13 protein-coding genes are annotated in these 18,936 nt (G+C 73.1%); 3 read left to right on the top strand and 10 right to left on the bottom strand.

Annotation, left to right across the window (positions count from 1 at the left end; genetic code table 11):
• Positions 1 to 41 precede the first annotated feature (41 nt).
• From ACGFNU_RS18110 to ACGFNU_RS18120, 3 genes are read left to right on the top strand one after another with little or no spacing between them, the layout of a single operon-like run.
• Positions 42 to 1,739, top strand: a complete 1,698-nt coding sequence (locus tag ACGFNU_RS18110; protein WP_392594876.1) for an ABC transporter ATP-binding protein — start codon at positions 42 to 44, stop codon at positions 1,737 to 1,739.
• On the top strand, positions 1,736 to 3,448 hold the full coding sequence (locus tag ACGFNU_RS18115) for an ATP-binding cassette domain-containing protein (RefSeq protein ID WP_392594878.1): 1,713 nt from the start codon (positions 1,736 to 1,738) through the stop codon (positions 3,446 to 3,448). Before ACGFNU_RS18110 ends, ACGFNU_RS18115 begins: the two co-directional genes overlap by 4 nt.
• Positions 3,445 to 5,532 carry a prolyl oligopeptidase family protein gene (locus ACGFNU_RS18120; RefSeq protein WP_392594880.1) on the top strand — a complete coding sequence of 696 codons (2,088 nt, stop codon included), beginning with the start codon at positions 3,445 to 3,447 and terminating at the stop codon, positions 5,530 to 5,532. Before ACGFNU_RS18115 ends, ACGFNU_RS18120 begins: the two co-directional genes overlap by 4 nt.
• Before the next feature lie 31 nt (positions 5,533 to 5,563).
• Here ACGFNU_RS18120 and ACGFNU_RS18125 read toward each other — a convergent pair whose 3' ends face one another.
• From ACGFNU_RS18125 to ACGFNU_RS18170, 10 genes are all read right to left on the bottom strand, one after another.
• Complete coding sequence (locus tag ACGFNU_RS18125) at positions 5,564 to 6,190, bottom strand: response regulator (protein WP_392594882.1); 627 nt, start codon at positions 6,188 to 6,190, stop codon at positions 5,564 to 5,566.
• A gap of 522 nt (positions 6,191 to 6,712) precedes the next feature.
• The gene (locus ACGFNU_RS18130) at positions 6,713 to 7,318 is read right to left on the bottom strand and encodes a LuxR C-terminal-related transcriptional regulator (protein WP_392594883.1); all 606 of its coding nucleotides are present in this window, start codon (positions 7,316 to 7,318) and stop codon (positions 6,713 to 6,715) included.
• A 246-nt stretch (positions 7,319 to 7,564) separates the two neighbouring features.
• On the bottom strand, positions 7,565 to 8,524 hold the full coding sequence (locus tag ACGFNU_RS18135; protein ID WP_392594885.1) for an ornithine cyclodeaminase family protein: 960 nt from the start codon (positions 8,522 to 8,524) through the stop codon (positions 7,565 to 7,567).
• Between the two features lie 27 nt (positions 8,525 to 8,551).
• Positions 8,552 to 9,703 (bottom strand): chromate efflux transporter, encoded by a 1,152-nt coding sequence (gene chrA / locus ACGFNU_RS18140; protein ID WP_392594887.1) that lies wholly within the window; start codon positions 9,701 to 9,703, stop codon positions 8,552 to 8,554.
• Positions 9,704 to 9,746: 43 nt separating this feature from the next.
• Positions 9,747 to 10,739, bottom strand: a complete 993-nt coding sequence (locus ACGFNU_RS18145) for an ABC transporter ATP-binding protein (RefSeq protein WP_392594889.1) — start codon at positions 10,737 to 10,739, stop codon at positions 9,747 to 9,749.
• Between the two features lie 95 nt (positions 10,740 to 10,834).
• Positions 10,835 to 11,572 (bottom strand): thioesterase II family protein, encoded by a 738-nt coding sequence (locus ACGFNU_RS18150; protein ID WP_392594891.1) that lies wholly within the window; start codon positions 11,570 to 11,572, stop codon positions 10,835 to 10,837.
• A complete protein-coding gene (locus ACGFNU_RS18155) occupies positions 11,569 to 12,240 on the bottom strand; it encodes a GNAT family N-acetyltransferase (protein WP_392594893.1) in 672 nt (223 codons plus the stop codon). Before ACGFNU_RS18155 ends, ACGFNU_RS18150 begins: the two co-directional genes overlap by 4 nt.
• On the bottom strand, positions 12,233 to 12,442 hold the full coding sequence (locus ACGFNU_RS18160) for an MbtH family protein (RefSeq protein ID WP_392594895.1): 210 nt from the start codon (positions 12,440 to 12,442) through the stop codon (positions 12,233 to 12,235). Before ACGFNU_RS18160 ends, ACGFNU_RS18155 begins: the two co-directional genes overlap by 8 nt.
• A 12-nt stretch (positions 12,443 to 12,454) precedes the next feature.
• On the bottom strand, positions 12,455 to 16,435 hold the full coding sequence (locus tag ACGFNU_RS18165) for an amino acid adenylation domain-containing protein (protein ID WP_392594896.1): 3,981 nt from the start codon (positions 16,433 to 16,435) through the stop codon (positions 12,455 to 12,457).
• Positions 16,432 to 18,918 (bottom strand): condensation domain-containing protein, encoded by a 2,487-nt coding sequence (locus ACGFNU_RS18170; protein ID WP_392594929.1) that lies wholly within the window; start codon positions 18,916 to 18,918, stop codon positions 16,432 to 16,434. The genes ACGFNU_RS18165 and ACGFNU_RS18170 overlap by 4 nt, the downstream gene beginning before the upstream one ends.
• Positions 18,919 to 18,936: the final 18 nt, after the last annotated feature.

The raw sequence follows: 18,936 nt of genomic DNA on the forward strand, positions 1-18,936 counted from the left end.
GCCGAAGGAGTTTCTCCGAGGAGAGTCTTCGAAGGAGGATCGTGCGGGCGGCAGACCGGATGGTGGCCAGGACGTTCCGCGGCGGCGGCGCCTGGCTGGGCGTGCTCGCGACGACGGCGATCGGCGGTGCCCTCCTGCAACTGCTCCTCCCCTACGTCATGGGCCGCACGGTCGACACCCTCGTCACCGGCGGGGCCCAGCGGAACGGCTGGCTGATCGCGTGCACGGCGGTCATCGCCGGCATCGTGATCTGCGAGAGCCTCGGAATCTGGGCGACCGGCGCCACCAGCGCCCAGGCGACCGCGCGGCTGCGCCGGTCGGTCCTGTCGCACGTGCTGGGCACCGGCCCGGCGATGACGCGCCGCCTGCCCGAGGGCGATCTGGTGACCCGGCTCGGCATGAACACCGAGGAGGCGGGCCGCGCCCCGGAGTCCCTGATCACCACGGCCGCGCTGCTGCTGCCGACGGCGGGCAGCCTGGTCGCGCTCGCCCTGATCGACCCGTGGCTCCCGTTCACCCTGCTCGCCGGGCTGGTGCTGATCAGCCTGGTGCTGCGCGCGTTCCTGCGGGACACCACCACGCTGGCGGGCGGCTACCAGAAGGTGCAGGGCGACATCGCGTCCCGGCTCCTCGACGCGCTCGGCGGGGCGCGCACGATCGCCGCGGCCGGGACCACGACGGCGGAGACGCGGCGGGTGCTGGCACCGCTGCCCACTCTGCGCGAGCACGGGATGGGCCTGTGGCGGGCGAACGCGCGCGCGGGCGTCCAGGCGGGCCTGGCGATACCGCTGCTGGAGGTGGCGGTACTGGCCGTCGGGGGATTGCGGCTGGCTTCCGGTGATCTCACCGTCGGCGAGTTGTACGCGGCCGCGAGGTACGTGGTGCTGGGCGCGGGCTTCAGCGCGGCCTTGGGCCACGTCGGGCGGCTGGCCAGGGCGCGCGCCGCGGCGGGCCGCGTCGCCGAGATACTTGCCGGCCCACCCGTGACGCATGGCGAACGGACGCTGCCCGCCGGTCCGGGCACCCTGGAGTTCCGCGGCGTCGCCCTCGGCGATGCCGCCCTCGATCTCGACCTCGTGCTCCCGGGCGGCGGCGCGACCGCCGTGGTCGGCCGGTCCGGCACGGGCAAGTCGCTGCTGGCCGCGCTGGCCGGACGGCTGGTGGATCCCGAACGCGGCACGGTGCTGCTGGACGGCGTACCGCTGCGCGAGCTGCCCCGGGACGAGCTGCGCCGGGCGATCGGGTTCGCGTTCGAACGGCCGACGCTGGTGGGCGCTCCCCTGGACGAGTCGACCCTCGAAGACGCCCTGGCGTTGGGGCTGCCCGAGCACGATCACGAGGCCGTGCACGCCGCGGCCACGTCCGCCCGCGCCGACACGTTCATCCGGCAACTGCCCGACGGGTACGCGACGCCGCTCCAGGACGCGCCCATGTCCGGCGGCGAGAAGCAGCGGATCGGCCTGGCCCGCGCCTTCGCGCAGGGCCGTCGCCTGCTCATCCTGGACGACGCCACCTCCAGCCTCGACACGGTCACCGAATACCAGGTCGGCGAGGCCCTGATCAGCCGGATGCGCGGCCGCACCCGGCTCATCGTGGCCCACCGGGCCGGCACCGCCGCCCGCGCGGACCGGGTGATCTGGCTGGAGGACGGCCGCGTCCGCGCGTACGAGCCGCACGGCGTGCTGTGGGCGGATCCGGAATACCGCGCGGTGTTCCAGGACGGTTCGGGGGACGGATGACCGCCGGCAGGTTTCTCTGGGACGCGCTCCGCCGGGAGCCCGGCCAGCTCGTCCGCATCGCCTTCTGGTCCGTGCTGGAGTCGGCGCCCGCGTTCGCCATCGGCCACGCGATCGCGCGGGCGATCAACGACGGGTTCGCGGCGTCCCGGCCGTGGACCGGGATGGCGTGGCTGGGCGTGCTCGGCGCGGCCTGGCTGGTGGCCGCGTTCGGCGCCCGCCAGGTGATGCTGGCCGTGGCCGGGGTCGTCGAGCCGTTCCGCGACCGGCTGCTGAGCCGGATCGTGCACGCGACGCTGCGCCGCACCGAGTCGCCGTTCGAACAGCCGCAGACCTCCTCGGTCGCGCGGTCCACCCTGCAGGTGGAACTGGCCAGGGACTCGTTCGCCGCGGTCATCTCGGTCGTGCGGTCGTTCGCCTTCACGGTCGCGAGCGTGACGCTCGGGATGCTGACCCTCGTCCCCGAGGTGCTCTGGCTGGTGCTGCCGCCGTTCTGCGCCGGAGTCGCGCTGTTCCTGCTGTCGCTGCCCGCGCTGGCCCGCCGGCAACGGCACTTCCTGCTGACCGACGAACGCAACGTCGAGGTCTTCGCCACGGTGGCCGGCGGGCTGCGCGACATCACGGCCTGCGGCGCCGAGGACCGGGTGGCCGCCACGGCCGGGGACCGGGTCGCGGAACAGGCGGCGGCGGGACGGGCGCTGGCGCGCGTGACCGCGATGCGCACGCTGTCACTGTCGCTGGGCGGATGGCTGCCCGTGCTCGCGCTGCTGGCGGGAACGCCCTGGCTGCTCCGCCAGGGCGCCGACGCCGGAGTGATCGTGGGCGCGCTCGCCTACGTCACCCAGTCGCTGACCCCCGCCTTCGGCGGGCTGGTCGAAGGCCTGGGGGTCAGCGGCGTCCGGCTGCTCGTGTCGCTGAACAGGATCCTGGAGCAGGCGCGGACACCGGCCCTCCGTTCCCGGACGGTGCCCGCCGCCGGGGCCGACGTCATGCTGAGCGACGTGACGTTCGGGTACGGGCCGCACGCCGATCCCGTCATCGCCGGCCTCGACCTGCGCGTGGCCGAGGGAGAGCACCTGGCCGTGCTCGGGCCCAGCGGGATCGGCAAGTCCACGCTGGCGGCGCTGATCACCGGGATCGCCGTCCCGGACGCGGGCCGCGTGCTGGTCGGCGGCGTGCCCGCGGAGCGGCTCGAACCCGCGGCCCGGGTGCTGATCCCGCAGGAGGCGTACGTGTTCCGCGGGTCGCTGTGGGACAACCTGACCTACCTGGCGCCGGGCTCCTCGGCGCGCGCGGTGGACAAGGCCGTCGAGGCCGTGGGCATGACCGCGCTGGCCGACCGGCTCGGCGGCCACCGTGCCGGGATCGAGCCCGGCACGCTCTCGGCCGGAGAGCGCCAGCTGATCGCGCTGGCCAGGGCCTACCTGTCCCCCGCCAGGCTCACCATCCTGGACGAGGCCACCTGCCATCTCGACCCGGCGGCGGAGGCGCTGGCCGAGGCCGCCTTCACCGGACGGGGCGCCACGCTCATCGTGGTCGCCCACCGGATCAGCTCCGCCCGCCGTGCCGAGCGCGTGCTGCTCATGGACGGCACCCGGGTCTGGGACGGCACCCACGCCGAGCTGATCCGTGCCGCCCCCGGCTATGCCGAGCTGGTCGGGCACTGGCGCGCCGCCACCGATCTCGATCACGAACGGGAGTCCGTGCGATGAAGTATCCGCCCGCGCAGCGCCGGCCCATCGTCGATGACCTGCACGGTCACCAGGTGCCGGACCCGTACCGGTGGCTGGAAAACCCGGACGACCCGCAGACGCGCGAGTGGCTGGCCGCGCAAGACGAACTCTGGCAGGCGGCCGCCGGCACGCTGACCGCCAGGGAGCGGTTCCGTACCCGCGGCGCCGCGCTCGCCGGAACCGGCATGATCACAGCGCCGATGTGGCGGGGCGACCGGCGGTTCTTCCTGCGCCGGGAACCGGGCGAGGAACACGCCGTGCTGCACGTCGCCGAGGCCGGCCCGCCGGACGGTGACACACCCGGCCCGCCGGACGACGACGCGCCCGGTGACCGGCCTTCCCGGGTGCTCGTCGACCCCACGGCGCTCGACCCGACCGGCCTGACGACGCTGGACGCCTGGCAGCCGTGCCACGACGGCCGCCTGCTGGCCTACCAGGTGTCCACCGGCGGCACCGAACGCGCCGCGCTGTACGTCATGGACGTCGAGACCGGCCGGGTCATCGACGGGCCGATCGCCGACTGCCGCTATTCGCCGGTGGCCTGGCTCGCCGGCGGGCAGGGCTTCTACTACGTGCGGACCACCGGAACGTCCAGGCAGGTCCGCCTCCACCGGCTCGGCTCCCCGGCGAGCCTCGAACCGGTCGTCTTCGGCGCCGGGGCGGAGGGCCCGGTCTCGTACGGTCTCGGCATGAGCCACGACGGGCGCTGGCTCGCGATCTCGGCCGTCCCCGGCACCAGTCCCCGCAACGACCTGTGGCTGGCCGATCTCTCCCTCTCACGTCCCGAGAGACCGGACTTCGTGCCCGTGCAGCAGGACGTCGACGCCAGGAGCGTGCTGGCCGTCCGTGGCGAGCGGATGTACGTGGTGACCGATCACCGGGCGCCCCGCGTCCGGATGAGCGTCGCCGACCCGGCCAAGCCCACCGTGCAGCGCGAGCTCGTCGGGGAGGACCCCGAGGCGGTGCTCTCGGACTTCGCGGTCCTGGACGGCCTCGACCGGCCGGTCCTGGCCGTCGCCTGGATCCGCCGTTCGATCAGTGAGCTGACCCTGCACGACCTGGCCACCGGCGAGCGGCTCGCCGACGTCCCGATGCCGGGCGCGGGCTCGATCGGCCCGCTGGCCGCACGTCCCGAAGGCGGCCACGCGGTCTGGTTCACCTACACCGACACCGTCACCCCCGAAGCGGTCTGGTGCCACGACGCACGGACGGGAGAGACGAGGCTCTGGGAGCGGTCCCCCGGCAAGGTCGACACACCGGACGTGGAGTCCCGCACCCTCGAATGCCTCTCCGCGGACGGCTCGCCGGTGCGCGTCACCGTGATCGGGCCGGCCGGCGCGGCGGGCCCGCTTCCGACCATCCTGTACGGCTACGGCGGCTTCGGCGTCCCGCTCACGCCGTCCTACGCGGCCGACGCCATGGCCTGGGTCGACGGCGGGGGCCGGCTCGCCATCGCCCAGTTGCGGGGCGGCGGCGAGCAGGGGCTGTCGTCGCACCGCGCCGGAGTTCTCGACCGCAAGCAGCGCGTCTTCGACGACTTCATCGCCGCGGCCGAGCACCTCGTCGCCGAGGGGCTCACCACCTCGGACCGGCTGGCCATCTGGGGCGAGTCCAACGGCGGCCTGCTGGTCGGCGCGGCGCTCACGCAGCGGCCCGACCTGTTCGCGGCGGCGGTCTGCGTGGCGCCGCTGCTCGACATGGTCCGGTACGAACGTTCCGGCTTGGGCGCCGCCTGGCGCGGCGAGTACGGCTCCGCGTCGAAGCCCGACGAGTTCGGGTGGCTGTACGCCTACTCCCCCTATCACCGCGTGCGGGAGGGGGTCGGCTATCCGGCCGTCCTCTTCACCGTCTTCGACGGCGACACCCGGGTGGACCCCCTGCACGCCCGCAAGATGTGCGCGCGCCTCCAGTGGGCCACCGCGGGCGCGCGTCCCGTTCTCTTCCGCCGCGAAGCCGGTGTCGGTCACGGCGCTCGCGCGGCCAGCCGGTCCCTGGAGCTCGCCGCCGACATGCTCGCCTTCGCCGCCGCCCACACCGGCCTGCCGGCGGGCCCCGCCGCCTGACGACCCCCGCCACCCGACAGCCCGGGGCGTCCTAGCCTTGGTCGGGCCAGAGCCAGCCGCGCTCCTTGGCGATGGCCACGGCCTCGACGCGGGTCCGTGCGTCGATCTTGGTGAGGATGCGCGACAGGTAGTTGCTCACCGTCCCGCTGGCCAGGTAGAGCCGCTGCGCGATCTCGCCGACCGTGCAGCCCTCCGCGGCCGCCTTGAGGACCTCGACCTCCCGGGGGGTCAGCGGGCTGTCGGCCCGGCGGCCGCCGAGCTCGGCGAAGGCCACGTCGGCGTCGATGACGCGCTCCCCGCGGGCGACCCGGCGGATGGCGTCGACCAGGTCCGCGGGCGAGGCGTCCTTGAGCAGGAACCCGGCCGCGCCGGCGGCGACCGCCCGGCGCAGATCACCCTTCCTGCACTGGCCCGCCATGATGATGACGCCGCAGTCCGGGAACTGCTCCTGGAGCAGCCCGGCCGCGGTGAAGCCGTCCATGTCGGTCAGGTCGATGTCGATGAGGGCCACCTGGGGGTCGCCGCCGCGGGCGGCCGGCACCAGCTTCGCGCCGCGTTCCACCGTCCCGGCCACGGAGATGTCCGGCTCCCCGTCCAGAAGCGCGACCAGCCCGCTTCGAAAAAGATGCACGTCCTCCGCTATCAATACTCGAATCAACTTTCTTCCCTATGATCAGGTAGCGCTGGCAACAGTTACCCGCCATAGAGGGTCGGCATCATGCATGACTATGCGCTTCATGGCGCCGCCTTAACCGGGCTGAGTTGAAGGGGCCACCACTTAGGGTGACGAAACTCTGTCAGTGCGTCAAATCGGTCATTTCACCCAACGTTTCGTCCCGGGTCGCCATTGAGCGGGTGAACCCACGAGCGATCCCGTCAAATGACACGTCGAATGCGGGCCGACGCACGAATCATCGGCGGTGCCGGTGGGCGGAGGCAAAGCAAAGGTAAAGAGGGTCCGGCCGATATCGGCCAGACCACCCTCGCCATCAAAGCCGCCGGCGCCGGCAAAAATTGGCCGGTAGTACTGCGCACCATCCCTACTCGACCAATCTTCAGGCGTCACTCGACCGGGCAGGCCAGCCTTTTGTATAAGGAACGGCCATTGCCACGTAACGTGAGCGGCGGGCGAGCCGGAGACCGAGCCGGCCGCCGCAGCGGCAGCGCGCCCCGGGCCGGCTCACAGCCAGCCGGCCTCCTCGGCTATCCGGATCGCGTGCACCCGGTTGCGCGCGCCGAGCTTGCCGTTGATGTGCGCCAGATGGTTGCGGACGGTGCCGATGGCCAGCAGCAGCGTGTCGGCGATCTGATCGGTCGACTCGCCCTGGGAGGCCAGCACGAGCACCTGGCGCTCCCGCTCGGTCAGCGGGTTCTCCGCGGCGCTGAGCTCGGTGAAGGCCAGATCCGGATCGACGACCCGCTGGCCGCGGGCGACCTTGCGGATGGCCGCGACCAGGCCGTCGGGCGAGGTGTCCTTGAGCACCAGCCCGAGCGCGTGGGCGTCGGCCGCCCGGCGCACGTCACCGGGCCGGCACCGCGACGCCATGAGCACCGACGTGCACTCGGGCACCTCGTCGTGCAGCGCGCCCGACGCGGCGAAGCCGTCGGCGTCCGGCAGGTCGACGTCCAGCAGCGCCACGTCGGGACGGAGCTCCAGCCCCGCCTGCACGACCTCCTTGGCGGAGGACGTGGCGGCGACGACCTCGAAGTCCGACATTCCACTCAGGAGGGCGACGAGCCCGCACCGGAAGAGCGGCGCCGCGTCGCCGATCACCATCCGGATCATCGGCCGCGCCCGCCCGTCGCCGCCCGGCGCGCCGGGATCACCCGGCGAACCGGCGGAACGGGGGCTCGGCGATCGGGGGCGCGACGGGAACGCGACGGGAACGGCTGAGACATATGGTCACCTTTGGAGGCGGGGAGACACCAGGACGCCACTTCAGAGTGAAGTAAGAACCTTTCGCCGAGTCAACATCGAGGGTAAATTCTTCCAAGCCGAATTGATGGAAATATCTCCTCACGCAGAGTGAGGTCAGCCGAGGAAGTCGAAGGACGTCCCCGCGCCGGTGCCGGCGGACCGGGCGGCGCCGTAGACCGCCCAGGCGACGGCCAGGTCCTGCCAGGGCAGGCCGACCGGGGCGTAGACGGTGATCTCGCTGTCCTTCACGCGTCCCGGCACCTGGCCGCTCAGCAGGTCGCGAAGCGTTCCCGCGGCGTGCTCGACGTCCAGCCCGGCGCCCGCGAGCACGCCCATCTCGACCGCGAGCGCGACGTCGTCGACCACCACGCGGGCACCCTCCAGCAGGTCCGCGCCCAGCTCGGTCTTGCCGGGCTCGTCGGCGCCGAGCGAGGTCACATGGGTGCCCGCGGCCACGTCACCCGCGTTCAGCAGGGGCCGCCGCGCCCACGTCGCCACGACGACGATCCCCGCGCCCTGTGCCGCGGCACGCGCGTCCGCTGCGGTCGTGGCCGGGACGCCGAGCCGCAGGCCGTGCCGCTCGGCGAACCCGGCGGCGCGCGCGGTGTCCAGGTCGCACACGACGAGTTCACGTACCTGGCGGAGCGCCGCCAGCCCCGTGAGGACCAGGTCGGCCTGCGCGCCCGCGCCGATGACGGCGACCGTGCCGGCGTCCCGGCGGGCCAGCGCGTGGGTGCCCAGCGCGGCGGCCAGGCCGGTGCGCCAGGCGGTCACGGTGGCCGAGTCGAGCAGGGCGAGCAGTTCGCCGGTGTGGAGGTCGTGCAGGCACACCACCCCGCGCAGAGCGGGCCGGGTGCCGGGGAACTTTGCGTTGACCTTGACCGTGTACGCGGGGACGCCCTCGATCAGGCCGGGGATCAGGGCGGTGGCGCTGCCCGGACCGGGCAGCGAGGTCACCACCCGCCGCGCGGTCACGTCACCGGGCCCGGCCGCGAAGCCCTGCCGGAGCGCGGCCAGGCAGCCGGCCGGATCGAGCAGGGACTCCAGGTCGGAGCGGTTCAACAGGAGCGTCACCGGTACATTCTCGCGTCCCCGCCGTCGTCACGCGACGGGCAGTCCCATGATGCTCGCGGCCGCTCCGAGAACCCCGGCTCCAAGGAGTGTGCCGACCACACCGCGCCGGAGCAGGACCAGCCACACCGCGGCCGCCGCCAGGACGCCGAACTGCCACGGGTGATCGAGCGCCAGGGCCAGCGTCAGCGCGGAGCCGCCGATCGCGCCGATCACCGCCGGGCCGGCGCCGTCGAGGAAGGCCTGGACGGTCGCGCTCCGCCGCAGCCGGTCGAAGCGCGGGCCGCCGAAGAGCACGAACACGAACGAGGGGGCGAACGCGACCGCCGCGGCGAGCAGCCCGCCCCCGGCCCCCGCCGCCGCGTAGCCGACCACCGCGACCGTCTGCACCACCGGGCCCGGCGTGATCTGGCCGAGGGCGACGGCGGTGGTGAACTCGGCGGACGTCATCCAGTGGTAATGATCGACGGCCTCGGACTGCATGAGCGGGATGATGACGAAGCCGCCCCCGTACGACAGCGCGCCGACCTTCAGCGCCACCCAGGCCAGCGCGCCCAGCCCGCCCGCCGCCGCCACCGGCGCGGCCAGCAGGACCGGCACCGCCCGGCTCGCGGCCGCCGGCCGCCGCCGCACCGCGACCTCGACGATCCCGCAGGCGAGCAGCACGAGCACGAGGTAGGGCCCGATGAGCACGGTGGCCACCCCGCCGAGCAGCAGGTACGCGTACCAGCGGGCGCGCTTGCGAGCCCGGCCCCGGCTGGCCGGGACGAGATCGGCGGCCGCGTGCACCGCGACCGCCGCCACGGCCGAGCCCGCGCCCGCCGCCGCGCCGCGTACCCACAGGGGCGCGTCACCCGCCAGGAACAGCGCCGCCAGCACCAGGATCAGCAGCAGGCCCGGCACGATGAAGCACAGCCCGCCCACGATCGCGCCCAGCGGGCCGTGCAGCCGCCACGCGCAGAAGACGGCGAGCTGCGTCGAGGCGGGCCCGGGCAGCAGGTTGGTCGCCGCGATGCCGTCCTCGAACTCCGCGGCGCTCAGCCAGCCCCGCTCCTTGACGCACAACCGCCGCAGCAGCGCGATGTGCGCGGGCGGACCGCCGAACCCGACGCAGCCGATCCGGCCCCATTCGCGGGCGATCGTCAGCAGTCCGGGCGAGGGGACGTGATCGGCTTCGGGCACGTCCCCATGCTGCCGGACGCGGGTTACGGGAATCTGACCCGGGTCACTGCGGACGCTGCCGCTCGTGCACCAGAGCGTCCCATTCGGTCAGCCAGTTGCGTCCGTGGTCGTCGACGAACGAGCCCGGCGGCGGCTTGGTCTGGTGCTGGCGCAGCCACTCCCCCGGCCGCCGCATCGACGGGCGCAGCCGCCCGTCGCTGGGCATGAGCTGCGGCGGGATCGGCGCGGGCATGGCCCGCGGGATCTCACCCTCGCTCGCCACCTCGGCCTGGTCCTTCTCCTCGGCCATGCCGATCGGGCCCTGGCGCCGCGCGTTGAAGAACTGGTTCACCGCCGGGTGCGTGCTGGACAGGATCATCTCGCGCGGCCCGAACATCACCAGCCCGCGCCGGAAGAGCAGCCCCAGGTTGTCGGGCAGCACCCGCGCGGTGCCGATGTCGTGCGTGACGATGAGGAACGTCGCGCCCATCTCGGTGTTGAGGTCCACGAACAGCTGGTTGAGGTAGGCGGTGCGCACCGGGTCGAGCCCCGAGTCGGGCTCGTCCGCCAGGATGATCTCGGGGTCCAGCACCAGCGCCCGCGCCAGCCCCGCCCGCTTCTTCATTCCGCCGGAGATCTCGCCGGGCAGCTTGGCCTCGGCGCCCGTGAGCCCCACCATCTCCATCTTCTCCAGCACGATCCGGCGGACCTCGGACTCGCTCTTGCGGGTGTGCTCGCGCAGCGGGAACGCGATGTTGTCGTAGATGTTCATGGAGCCGAAGAGGGCGCCGTCCTGGAAGAGCACGCCGAACTTGCGGCGCATGTCGTACAGCTCGTTCTCCCGCAGGCGCGGCACGTCGCCGCCGCCGACGAAGACGTGGCCGCGGTCGGGGCGCAGCAGGCCCACCAGGTTCTTGAGGAAGACCGACTTGCCGGTGCCGGACGGCCCCAGCAGCGCGGAGATCTCGCCGGCGGGGATCGTGAGGCTCACGTCCTCCCAGATGACCTGCCGCCCGAACGACTTCTTGAGCCCTTCCACCCGGATCTCGACGCCCATGGCCACTCCCAGGCGGGGCCTCCGGGGGCGGGATGTCCGCAGCTCTTTCAGCCGGTCCCCCGCCGCTTCGACTGTACGACGGGCGTGCCGGGGTGTCACGGCCCGGCGGGGACCTCCAGCGTGCGCATGACCTCGGTCAGCACCTCGGACTGGCGCGGCACGAGGTAGAAGTGGTCGCCGTCGAGCACCCGCAGCGCGAAGCGGCCGTCGGTGACCTCGGCCCATCCGGCCGCCTGCCCCTGCGTGACGTGGAAGTCGGCGTCGCCGATGACGGCGGTCACCGGGACGGTGAGACGCGGGTCCGGCCGGTGCTCGTACTCCTCGATGAGCCGGAAGTCGTTGCGGACGTAGGGCAGGACGAGCGCGCGGAGCTCGGGATCGCGCAGCGCCTCCGCGTCGGTGCCGCCCAGTTTGATCATCTCGGCGACCACGGCGTCGTCGTCCTTGCCGGCGACCCGGTCCTCACCGCGGTCGTGCGGCGGGCGCGTGCCGGAGGCGAACAGGTGCACGGGCGCGGCGCCGCGCTCCTGCAGCAGGCGCGTCACCTCGTACGCCAGCACGGCGCCCATGCTGTGGCCGAAGAGCGCGGCCGGGCGGTCGAGCAGCGGCGCCATGGCGCCCGCGATGAGCCGGGCCAGCCGGCGGGCGTCGGTGACGAACGCGTCGCCCAGCCGGTCGGCGCGGCCGGGGTACTGCACGGCGTGCACCTCGACGGCCGGGCTGATCTCCTTGGCCCAGGACCGGTAGAAGCCCGCCGAGCCGCCCGCGTGCGGCAGGCAGAACAGCCGCATCGACGCCCACGGCCGCGTCTCGGCGCAACGGAACCAGGTCACGAGATCAGCTCCTCCCCGTCGGACCCTACGGTACGGGGTTCCAGCCGGGGATCGCCGGGCAGCGGCCAGGGCGCGAGGCGCGGATCGGGCACGAGTTTCGGCCGGACGGTCTCGGCGGCGACCTTGAAGCCGCGGTTCCGGTAGTTGCCCATCGCGTTGGGATGGTCGAGCGTGCTGGTCCGCAGCCAGACGCGGGCGGCGGGCCCGGTGTGCTCGGCCCAGGACTCGCCCCGCTGCCACGCGCGGCGGACGCACTGCTCGACGAGGTGGCCCCCGTACCCCCGGCCGACGAACGCCGGCGTCAGCCCGACCAGGTGGATCTCGGTGTCGCCGCCCGGCTGCGCCTCGATCTCGAAGAACCCCGCGATCGTGCCCTGCGCCATCGCGATCCAGGTGGCCAGCTCGGGGCGGTCCACCCACGCCTGCCAGTCGTCGTGGCTCCAGGGGAACCGGTCGGTCCAGCACACCCGGGCGCCGACGGCGGCGTAGAGGGCGCGGCTGACATCGGGCGAGGGGACCCTGGACCGGGTGAAGGCCATCTCGACGCCGGGCGGAGGCGCGGGCCGCAGGTCCGCGGCGTCGCGCATCTCCATCTCCCACTCGGTGACGCCGGGGACCTCCAGGGCGGTCTCCAGAGCCGGTCCCGCCGGTCCTCCCGGATCAGCCACCCATCGCCTCGATGAGGCTCTTCGGGCGCATGTCGGTCCAGTTGGCCTCGACGTAGTCCAGGCACGCCTGCCGGGTGTCCTCGGCCTTGGCGACCGTCCAGCCGGCGGGCACCTCGGCGAACGACGGCCAGAGCGAGTGCTGGCCCTCGTCGTTGGTCAGCACCACGTAGGTGCCGTCGGCGTCCTCGAAGGGGTTGGTCATGGGGAGTCCTTCCTATCCGTACAGTGCTTGTGAGTGCAGGGCGTCTAGTCTGGCGGCGAGAACGGCGCCGATCTCCGCGGCGGGCGCGGGTTCCATCAGCAGATGGTGGTCGACGTCCAGGGGGTGGTCCTCGATCCGCCCGTCGACCAGCGGCCCCCAGTTGGCCGGGCCGGTCGGCATGTCATCCGTCCGGCCCTGGAGCGCGGTGAAGAAGACGATGTCGCCGCGGAACGGGCCGGGCCGGTACTGCTCGGCGCGGTGCACCCCGTTCTCGTAGTTGCGGTAGACGTTGACCAGGTCGTCCTCGCCGAGCGTCGACAGCGCGTCCTCGCGGTCGGCCAGCACCGCCAGGATCTGCTCCAGGTCCGGGTTGCCGTCGGCGGCGACCATCGTGGCGTCGATGCCGATGGACTCCAGCAGCTCGGGCAGGATCTCGCGCTTCTCCGCCTCCAGCTCCTGGGTGTGGAAGGCGTCGATGAGCCCGAGCAGCGCCACCTCCTCGCCGCCGGCCTGGAGCAGGCAGGCCATCTCGTACGCGATGAGCCCGCCCAGCGACCAGCCCGCCAGGTGGTACGGTCCGGCCGGCTGGACGGCCCGGATCTCGGCCAGGTAGTCCCGCGCCATCTCCTCGACCGATCCCGGCAGCTCGTCGCGCGTGAACGCGCTCGCCTGCAGCCCGTAGATCGGCTGGTCCGGGTGCAGGTGCCGCTGGAACTGCAGGTAGCTCCACGCCAGCCCGCCCGCCGGGTGGACGAAGAACACCGGCGGCCGCGACCCCGCCGGGCGGATCGGCAGCAGCACCTCGAACCCGAGCTGCTCGTCGTCACCGCGCCGGGTGAGGGCCGCCACGGTCTGGTAGGTGAAGACGTCGCGCGGCGCGAGCTCCAGCCCGGCCTGCCGCGCCCGCGTCACCAGCTTGATCGCGGCGATGCTGTCCCCGCCGAGGTCGAAGAAGCTGACGTCGGCCCCGACCCGCTCGACCTCCAGGACCTGCGCGAACAGCGTGCAGAGCAGCTCCTCCTCCGGCGTCTCGGGGTCGCGTCCCGCGGTCGCCCGCCCGTAGTCGGGTGCGGGCAGCGCGCGCCGGTCGAGCTTGCCGTTGGGGTTCGTCGGGAAGGTGTCCAGGACGACGAAGGCCGCCGGGACCATGTACTCGGGCAGCCGCGCGGCGGCCCACCGCCGCAGCTGATCGCCGAACCCGCTCGTGTCGGCGGGGACGCCGGAGGCGGGGACGCCGGAGGCGGGGATGACGTACGCGGCGAGCCGCTTGACCCCGGGCGTGTCCTCGCGGGCGATGACGGCGACGTTGGAGACGCCGGGGTGGGCGGCGAGCGCCGACTCGATCTCGCCGAGCTCGACGCGGAAGCCGCGGATCTTCACCTGGAAGTCGGCCCGGTCGACGTACTCCAGCCGCCCGTCGGCCCGCCACCGGACGAGGTCGCCGGTCCGGTACATCCGTTCGCCCGGCTCGCCGAACGGGTCGGCGACGTAGCGTTCGGCGGTGAGGCCGGGCCGGTCGAGGTAGCCGCGGCCGAGCCCGGCGCCCGCGATGTAGGCCTCACCGGTCACGCCGGGCGGAACGGGCCGCAGCCCCTCGTCCAGCACGTACAGCCGCATGTTGTCGATCGGGCGGCCCAGCGTCGGGGACCGGTCGCCCGCCGCGAGCGGCGCGCGCATGCCGGTGAGCGTCGTGTAGGTGGTGGCCTCGGTCGGCCCGTAGACATGGCCGACCTCGGTGTCCGGGCAGGCCGCCAGGACCTTGCGCATCGCCGCGGGGGACCCCGCCTCCCCGCCGGTGAGCACCTCCTTGAGCCCGGCGAACGCCGTGGGCCGCTCCTCCGCGACCAGGTTGAAGAGCGTCGTCGTGATGAAGATCCCGGTGACGCGCTCGTCGGCGATGACGCGTTCGAGTCCCGCCGCGTCCAGCTGGCCGGGGGGCGCGACGACGGCGCAGCCACCGGCCAGCGGCCCGATCCACATCTCGTAGGTGGAGGCGTCGAACGCGTGCGCCGAGTGCACCAGCACCCGGTCGTGCCCGCCGTTGCGCATGGTGGCGTCGTCGACGAGGTCCACGGCGTCGCGGTGCCGGAGCATCACGCCCTTCGGCAGCCCGGTGGAGCCGGACGTGAACAGCACGAACGCGAGCTGGTCGGGCCGGTTGACGATGCCTGGATCGGTGCCCGGCTGGACCGTCAACTCCGGGTCGTCGTCCACCACGATCACGGTGGCCGACCCCTCCAGTTCGGCGGCCCGGCCCTTCATCGGGGTGTTGACCAGGAGCACCGGCGCGCCGACCTCGGCGACGGCCCAGGCCATGCGGTCCGGCGGGTAGCCGTGGTGGATCGGGGCGTACGCGCCGCCCGCCTTGAGCACGGCCAGCGACGCCACGATCGAGTCGGCGGAGCGTTCGAGGAGCATGGCGACCGGCGTCTCCGGCCGCACGCCGAGGCCGATCAGGCGATGCGCGAGCCGGTTGGCCCGCGCGTCCAGCTCGGCGAACGTGATCGACTGCCCGGCCCAGCGGACGGCCTCGGCGCCGGGGGTCGCCCGGACCCACTCGGCGAAGCGCTCGGTGATGGTTCCGGGACGCCGCTCCACCGCGGGCCCCTGCCACTCCCGCAGGACGTTGGCGGTCTCGTCCTCGGTGAGAACGTCCACGGACGCCAGCGGGGCGTCAGGCCGGTGGGCGATGGCCTCGAAGATCCGGACGAGCCGCCCCGCCAGCCGTTCCGCGTCCTCGGGTTCGAACAGGTCGGTCCGGTAGTCGACGCGCAGCGACAGCTCGCGGCCGGGCACGGCGGCCAGCGCCAGCGGGTAATGGCTGGCGTCGTAGCCGCCGACGTCCTTCAGCGTCAGGCCGCCCAGGTCGGTGCCCGCCGCGTCCGGGTCGAACGGGTAGTTCTCCAGGACGGTCATCGTGTCGAACAGCGTCCCGACCGTTGTGAGCCGCTGGATGTCCGCCAAGCCCAGATGATGGTGGGCCATCAACCCGGCCTGCTCGCCCTGCAATCGCGTGAGCGCCTGCGCGACCGTGTCCGCTGGACGCACGCGCACGCGGATCGGGAGCGTGTTGATGAAGAGCCCGATCATCTGCTCGACGCCCGGCAGATCCCCCGGGCGTCCGGAGACGGCCGCGCCGAAGACGACGTCGGTCTTGCCGGTGAGCCGTCCGAGGAGCATGCCCCACGCGAGCTGCAACACCGTGTTGAGCGTGACGCCCTGAGCCCGCGCCCGCGCGTTCAGGTCGGCGGTCAGCTGCTCGCCGAGGCGCAGCCGCACCCGTCCGGGCTCGGCGGCGCCCGCCGTACCCGTGCCCGCCGCGCCCGCGTCCGGGGCGACCAGCGTGGGCTCGTCCACCCCCGCCAGCGTGGCGCGCCACGCCTCCTCGGCCGCGCCACGGTCCTGCTTGGCGAGCCAGGCCAGGTAGTTCTTGTACGGGGTGACACGCGGCATCCCCGTGTCGTCGCCCCCGGCCAGGTACAGCGCGATCAGCTCTGTTTGGAGCACCGGCGTGGACCAGCCGTCCAGCAGGATGTGGTGGTTGGTGAACACCATCCGGTGCCGGTCCTCCGCCAGTTTCACCAGCGTGAACCGCAGCAGCGGCGGCTTGGCCATGTCGAACGGCGCGGCCCGGTCCCGGTCCGCGACCGCCTTGGCCGCCGCTTCGCGTTCGGCCTCGGGCAACCCGCTCAGGTCGGTCTCCTGCCAGGGCAGCCGGACCTGCCGCTGCACGATCTGGACGGGCGTGCCCTCCTTGCGCTGCCGGAACCCGGCCCGCAGGTTGGCGTGCCGCCGCAGCAACGTCGCGGCCGCCGCCTTCAGCGCCGCCACGTCGAGCGGCCCCTCCAGATCGAAGACGACCTGCGCCGTGTAGACGTCCTGGCCGCTGTCATGCAGGGCGTGGAAGAACAACCCCTGTTGCAGCGGCGACAGCGGCAGGATGTCCTCCAGCTGAGACTGCTTCTGCTGCTGCGCCGGTGCCGGTGCCGTCATTCGTCGTCCCATTCGTCGTCGAGCTCTGCGGCCAGGTCGTCGATCTCGTCCTGGCTGACCTCCACCAGGGAGAGGTCCGAGGGGGTGAAGCCGCCGACCGGGCCGTCGTCGCCGCCCTCGACGACATGGGCGACGAGGCCGCGCAGGGCCGTGAACCACTTGTCCGCGAGGGACGCGACGTCCTCTTCGGAGAAGAGGGATCCGGCCCAGGTCCACGTGGCGCTCAGCTCGGGGCCGCCGGGAAGGTCGCGCGTGTGGGCGTTGACCTCGATGGCGTGGACGAGGGCGAGGGCGTCGTTCTGGCCGCCGCCGAGGGCGTCGGTGTCGGCCTGCGCCGCCGGGGCCCAGTCGGTGGCCTCCTGGACGGCGGACCGGCCCAGGTAGTTGAAGGCGATCTGCGGCGCGCCGCCCGCCAGGCGCTCGCGGGTTGCGGGGTTGAGGTGGCGGAGCAGGCCGTAGCCGACGCCGTTGTCGGGGATCTCGCGGAGCTGCTCCTTGACCTTCTTGAGCGCGGTGCCGACGGCCTGGCCGCCCTCGACGACGTCGGCCCAGTCGATCGGGCCCGCGTCGAGGCGGACCGGGAAGATCGAGGTGAACCAGCCGACCGTGCGCGACAGGTCCACGCCCGGAACGATCTCCTCGCGGCCGTGGCCCTCCAGATCGATCAGCACCGCCGGGTCGTCGCCGCGCCGCCACTCGGCGACGGCGAGCGCGAGGCCGGTGAGCAGCACGTCGTTGGCCCGGCCGTGGAACGCGGCGGGCACGTCGGTGAGCAGCGGCCCGGTGACGTCGGCGGGCAGGTCGACGGTCAGATGGCGCGCGGTGCCGAACGTGTCGGTGGCCGGATCGAGCGCGCGGACGCCGAGCGCGGGGTCCGGGGTGCTCTGGATGTCGGCCCAGAGGGGCAGTTCGGCGGCCCGGGAGGGTTCCGACGCCTCGGCGACCAGACGCTGGGCCCAGCGGCGGAACGAGGTCGGGACCGGCTGGAGCTCTTGCCCTGCCCAGGCCGTGACCAGGTCGGGCAGGAGGATGCGCCAGGAGACTCCGTCGACCACCAGGTGGTGGAGGGTCAGGAGGAGGCGGCCCGATCGGGGGCCCGCGTCGAACCAGACGAGCTGCGCCATGACCCCGGCGGCCGGGTCGAGGCGTGCTCTCGCGGCACGTGCCTCGTCGGCGAGAACGTCGCGGAGGGCGTCGTCGGTCAGGCCCTCGACGTCCACGCGGTGCACCAGGGCCGTGGCGTCGACCGTGCCGGGCTCGGTGATCTCGAACTCGTCGCCGTTCGCGCGCAGGCGGAGCACGTCGTGATGGTCGAGGACCCTCTGAAGAGCCGTCGTCAGCCGTTCCGTGCCCAGGCCGGGCGGGACCTGGAGCAGCATGCGCTGGCTGTAGTCGCCGACCGGGCCCCGCAGGTCGCGGAACCAGTGCATGATCGGCGTCGCCGGGACCGGTCCGGTGCCCGTGCCGGGCGGCTCGGCCTCGACCTCGTCCCCGACCGGCCGGGCGGTTGCGGCGAGTTCCTCGACGGTCTGGTGCTGGAAGACATCGCGTGGCGAGATGACCAGTCCGGACTGGCGGACGCGGGAGACCAGCTGGATGGCGATGATGGAGTCGCCGCCGAGGTCGAAGAAACCGTCGTCGATGCCGACGCGTTCCAGGCCCAGCACCTCGGCGAACAGGTTGGCGAGGGTCTCCTCGTCAGCGGTACGGGGCGCGCGCGAGGAGACCTTGGCGGAGAAGTCCGGATCGGGCAGCGCCTTGCGGTCCAGCTTGCCGTTGGAGGTCAGAGGCAGGGCGTCGAGCCGCACGACCGTCGCCGGGATCATGTGGTCAGGCAGGTCGCGGCCCGCGAAGCGCCGCAGTTCCGCCGGATCGATGCCGGTGCCGACCGCGTAGGCGATCAGGCGGTCGTCACGGACGATCACAGCCACATCGGACACCGACTCGTGACGCGCCAAGGCCGATTCGATCTCACCGAGCTCGATGCGGAACCCGCGCAACTGCACCTGCTGATCGGAACGACCGAGGTATTCGAGGTTGCCGTCGCGACGCCAGCGACCGAGGTCACCGGTCCGGTACATGCGCGTACCGGGCTTGCCATAGGGGTCGGCGACAAAGCGCTCGGCGGTGAGAGCGTGACGGTCGAGGTAGCCGCGCGCCAGACCCGCGCCCGCCACGTACAGCTCACCCACGACACCGGGCGGCACGGGCTGGAGACGATCGTCCAGCACATAGACGCGCAAGTCCGGAATACCGACACCAATGATGCTGCCAGGCGCGGTCGCGGCATACGCACGGTCAAGCGCGACGTACGAGACATGCACGGTCGTCTCGGTGATCCCGTACATGTTCACCAGCGTCGGAGCATCATCCGCATGCCGCGAATACCAGTCCTCAAGACGCCCCAGCTCCAGCGCCTCACCACCAAACACCACATACCGCAACGACAACTCGACACCCGGACTATCCCGATCAGCCGCCATGAGCTGGTAGAACGCCGA

The sequence above is a fragment of the Spirillospora sp. NPDC048911 genome (genome assembly GCF_043198015.1).
In the GTDB taxonomy this organism is placed as follows: Bacteria; Actinomycetota; Actinomycetes; order Streptosporangiales; family Streptosporangiaceae; genus Spirillospora.

Bases quoted from the DNA above. Each gene is read 5' to 3' on its own strand.
- ACGFNU_RS18160 (WP_392594895.1), bottom strand. From the start codon at position 12,442: ATGACCAACCCCTTCGAGGACGCCGACGGCACCTACGTGGTGCTGACC.
- ACGFNU_RS18115 (WP_392594878.1), top strand. From the start codon at position 1,736: ATGACCGCCGGCAGGTTTCTCTGGGACGCGCTCCGCCGGGAGCCCGGC.
- ACGFNU_RS18170 (WP_392594929.1), bottom strand. From the start codon at position 18,918: ATGGCGGCTGATCGGGATAGTCCGGGTGTCGAGTTGTCGTTGCGGTAT.
- ACGFNU_RS18165 (WP_392594896.1), bottom strand. From the start codon at position 16,435: ATGACGGCACCGGCACCGGCGCAGCAGCAGAAGCAGTCTCAGCTGGAG.
- ACGFNU_RS18120 (WP_392594880.1), top strand. From the start codon at position 3,445: ATGAAGTATCCGCCCGCGCAGCGCCGGCCCATCGTCGATGACCTGCAC.
- ACGFNU_RS18145 (WP_392594889.1), bottom strand. From the start codon at position 10,739: ATGGGCGTCGAGATCCGGGTGGAAGGGCTCAAGAAGTCGTTCGGGCGG.
- ACGFNU_RS18130 (WP_392594883.1), bottom strand. From the start codon at position 7,318: ATGATCCGGATGGTGATCGGCGACGCGGCGCCGCTCTTCCGGTGCGGG.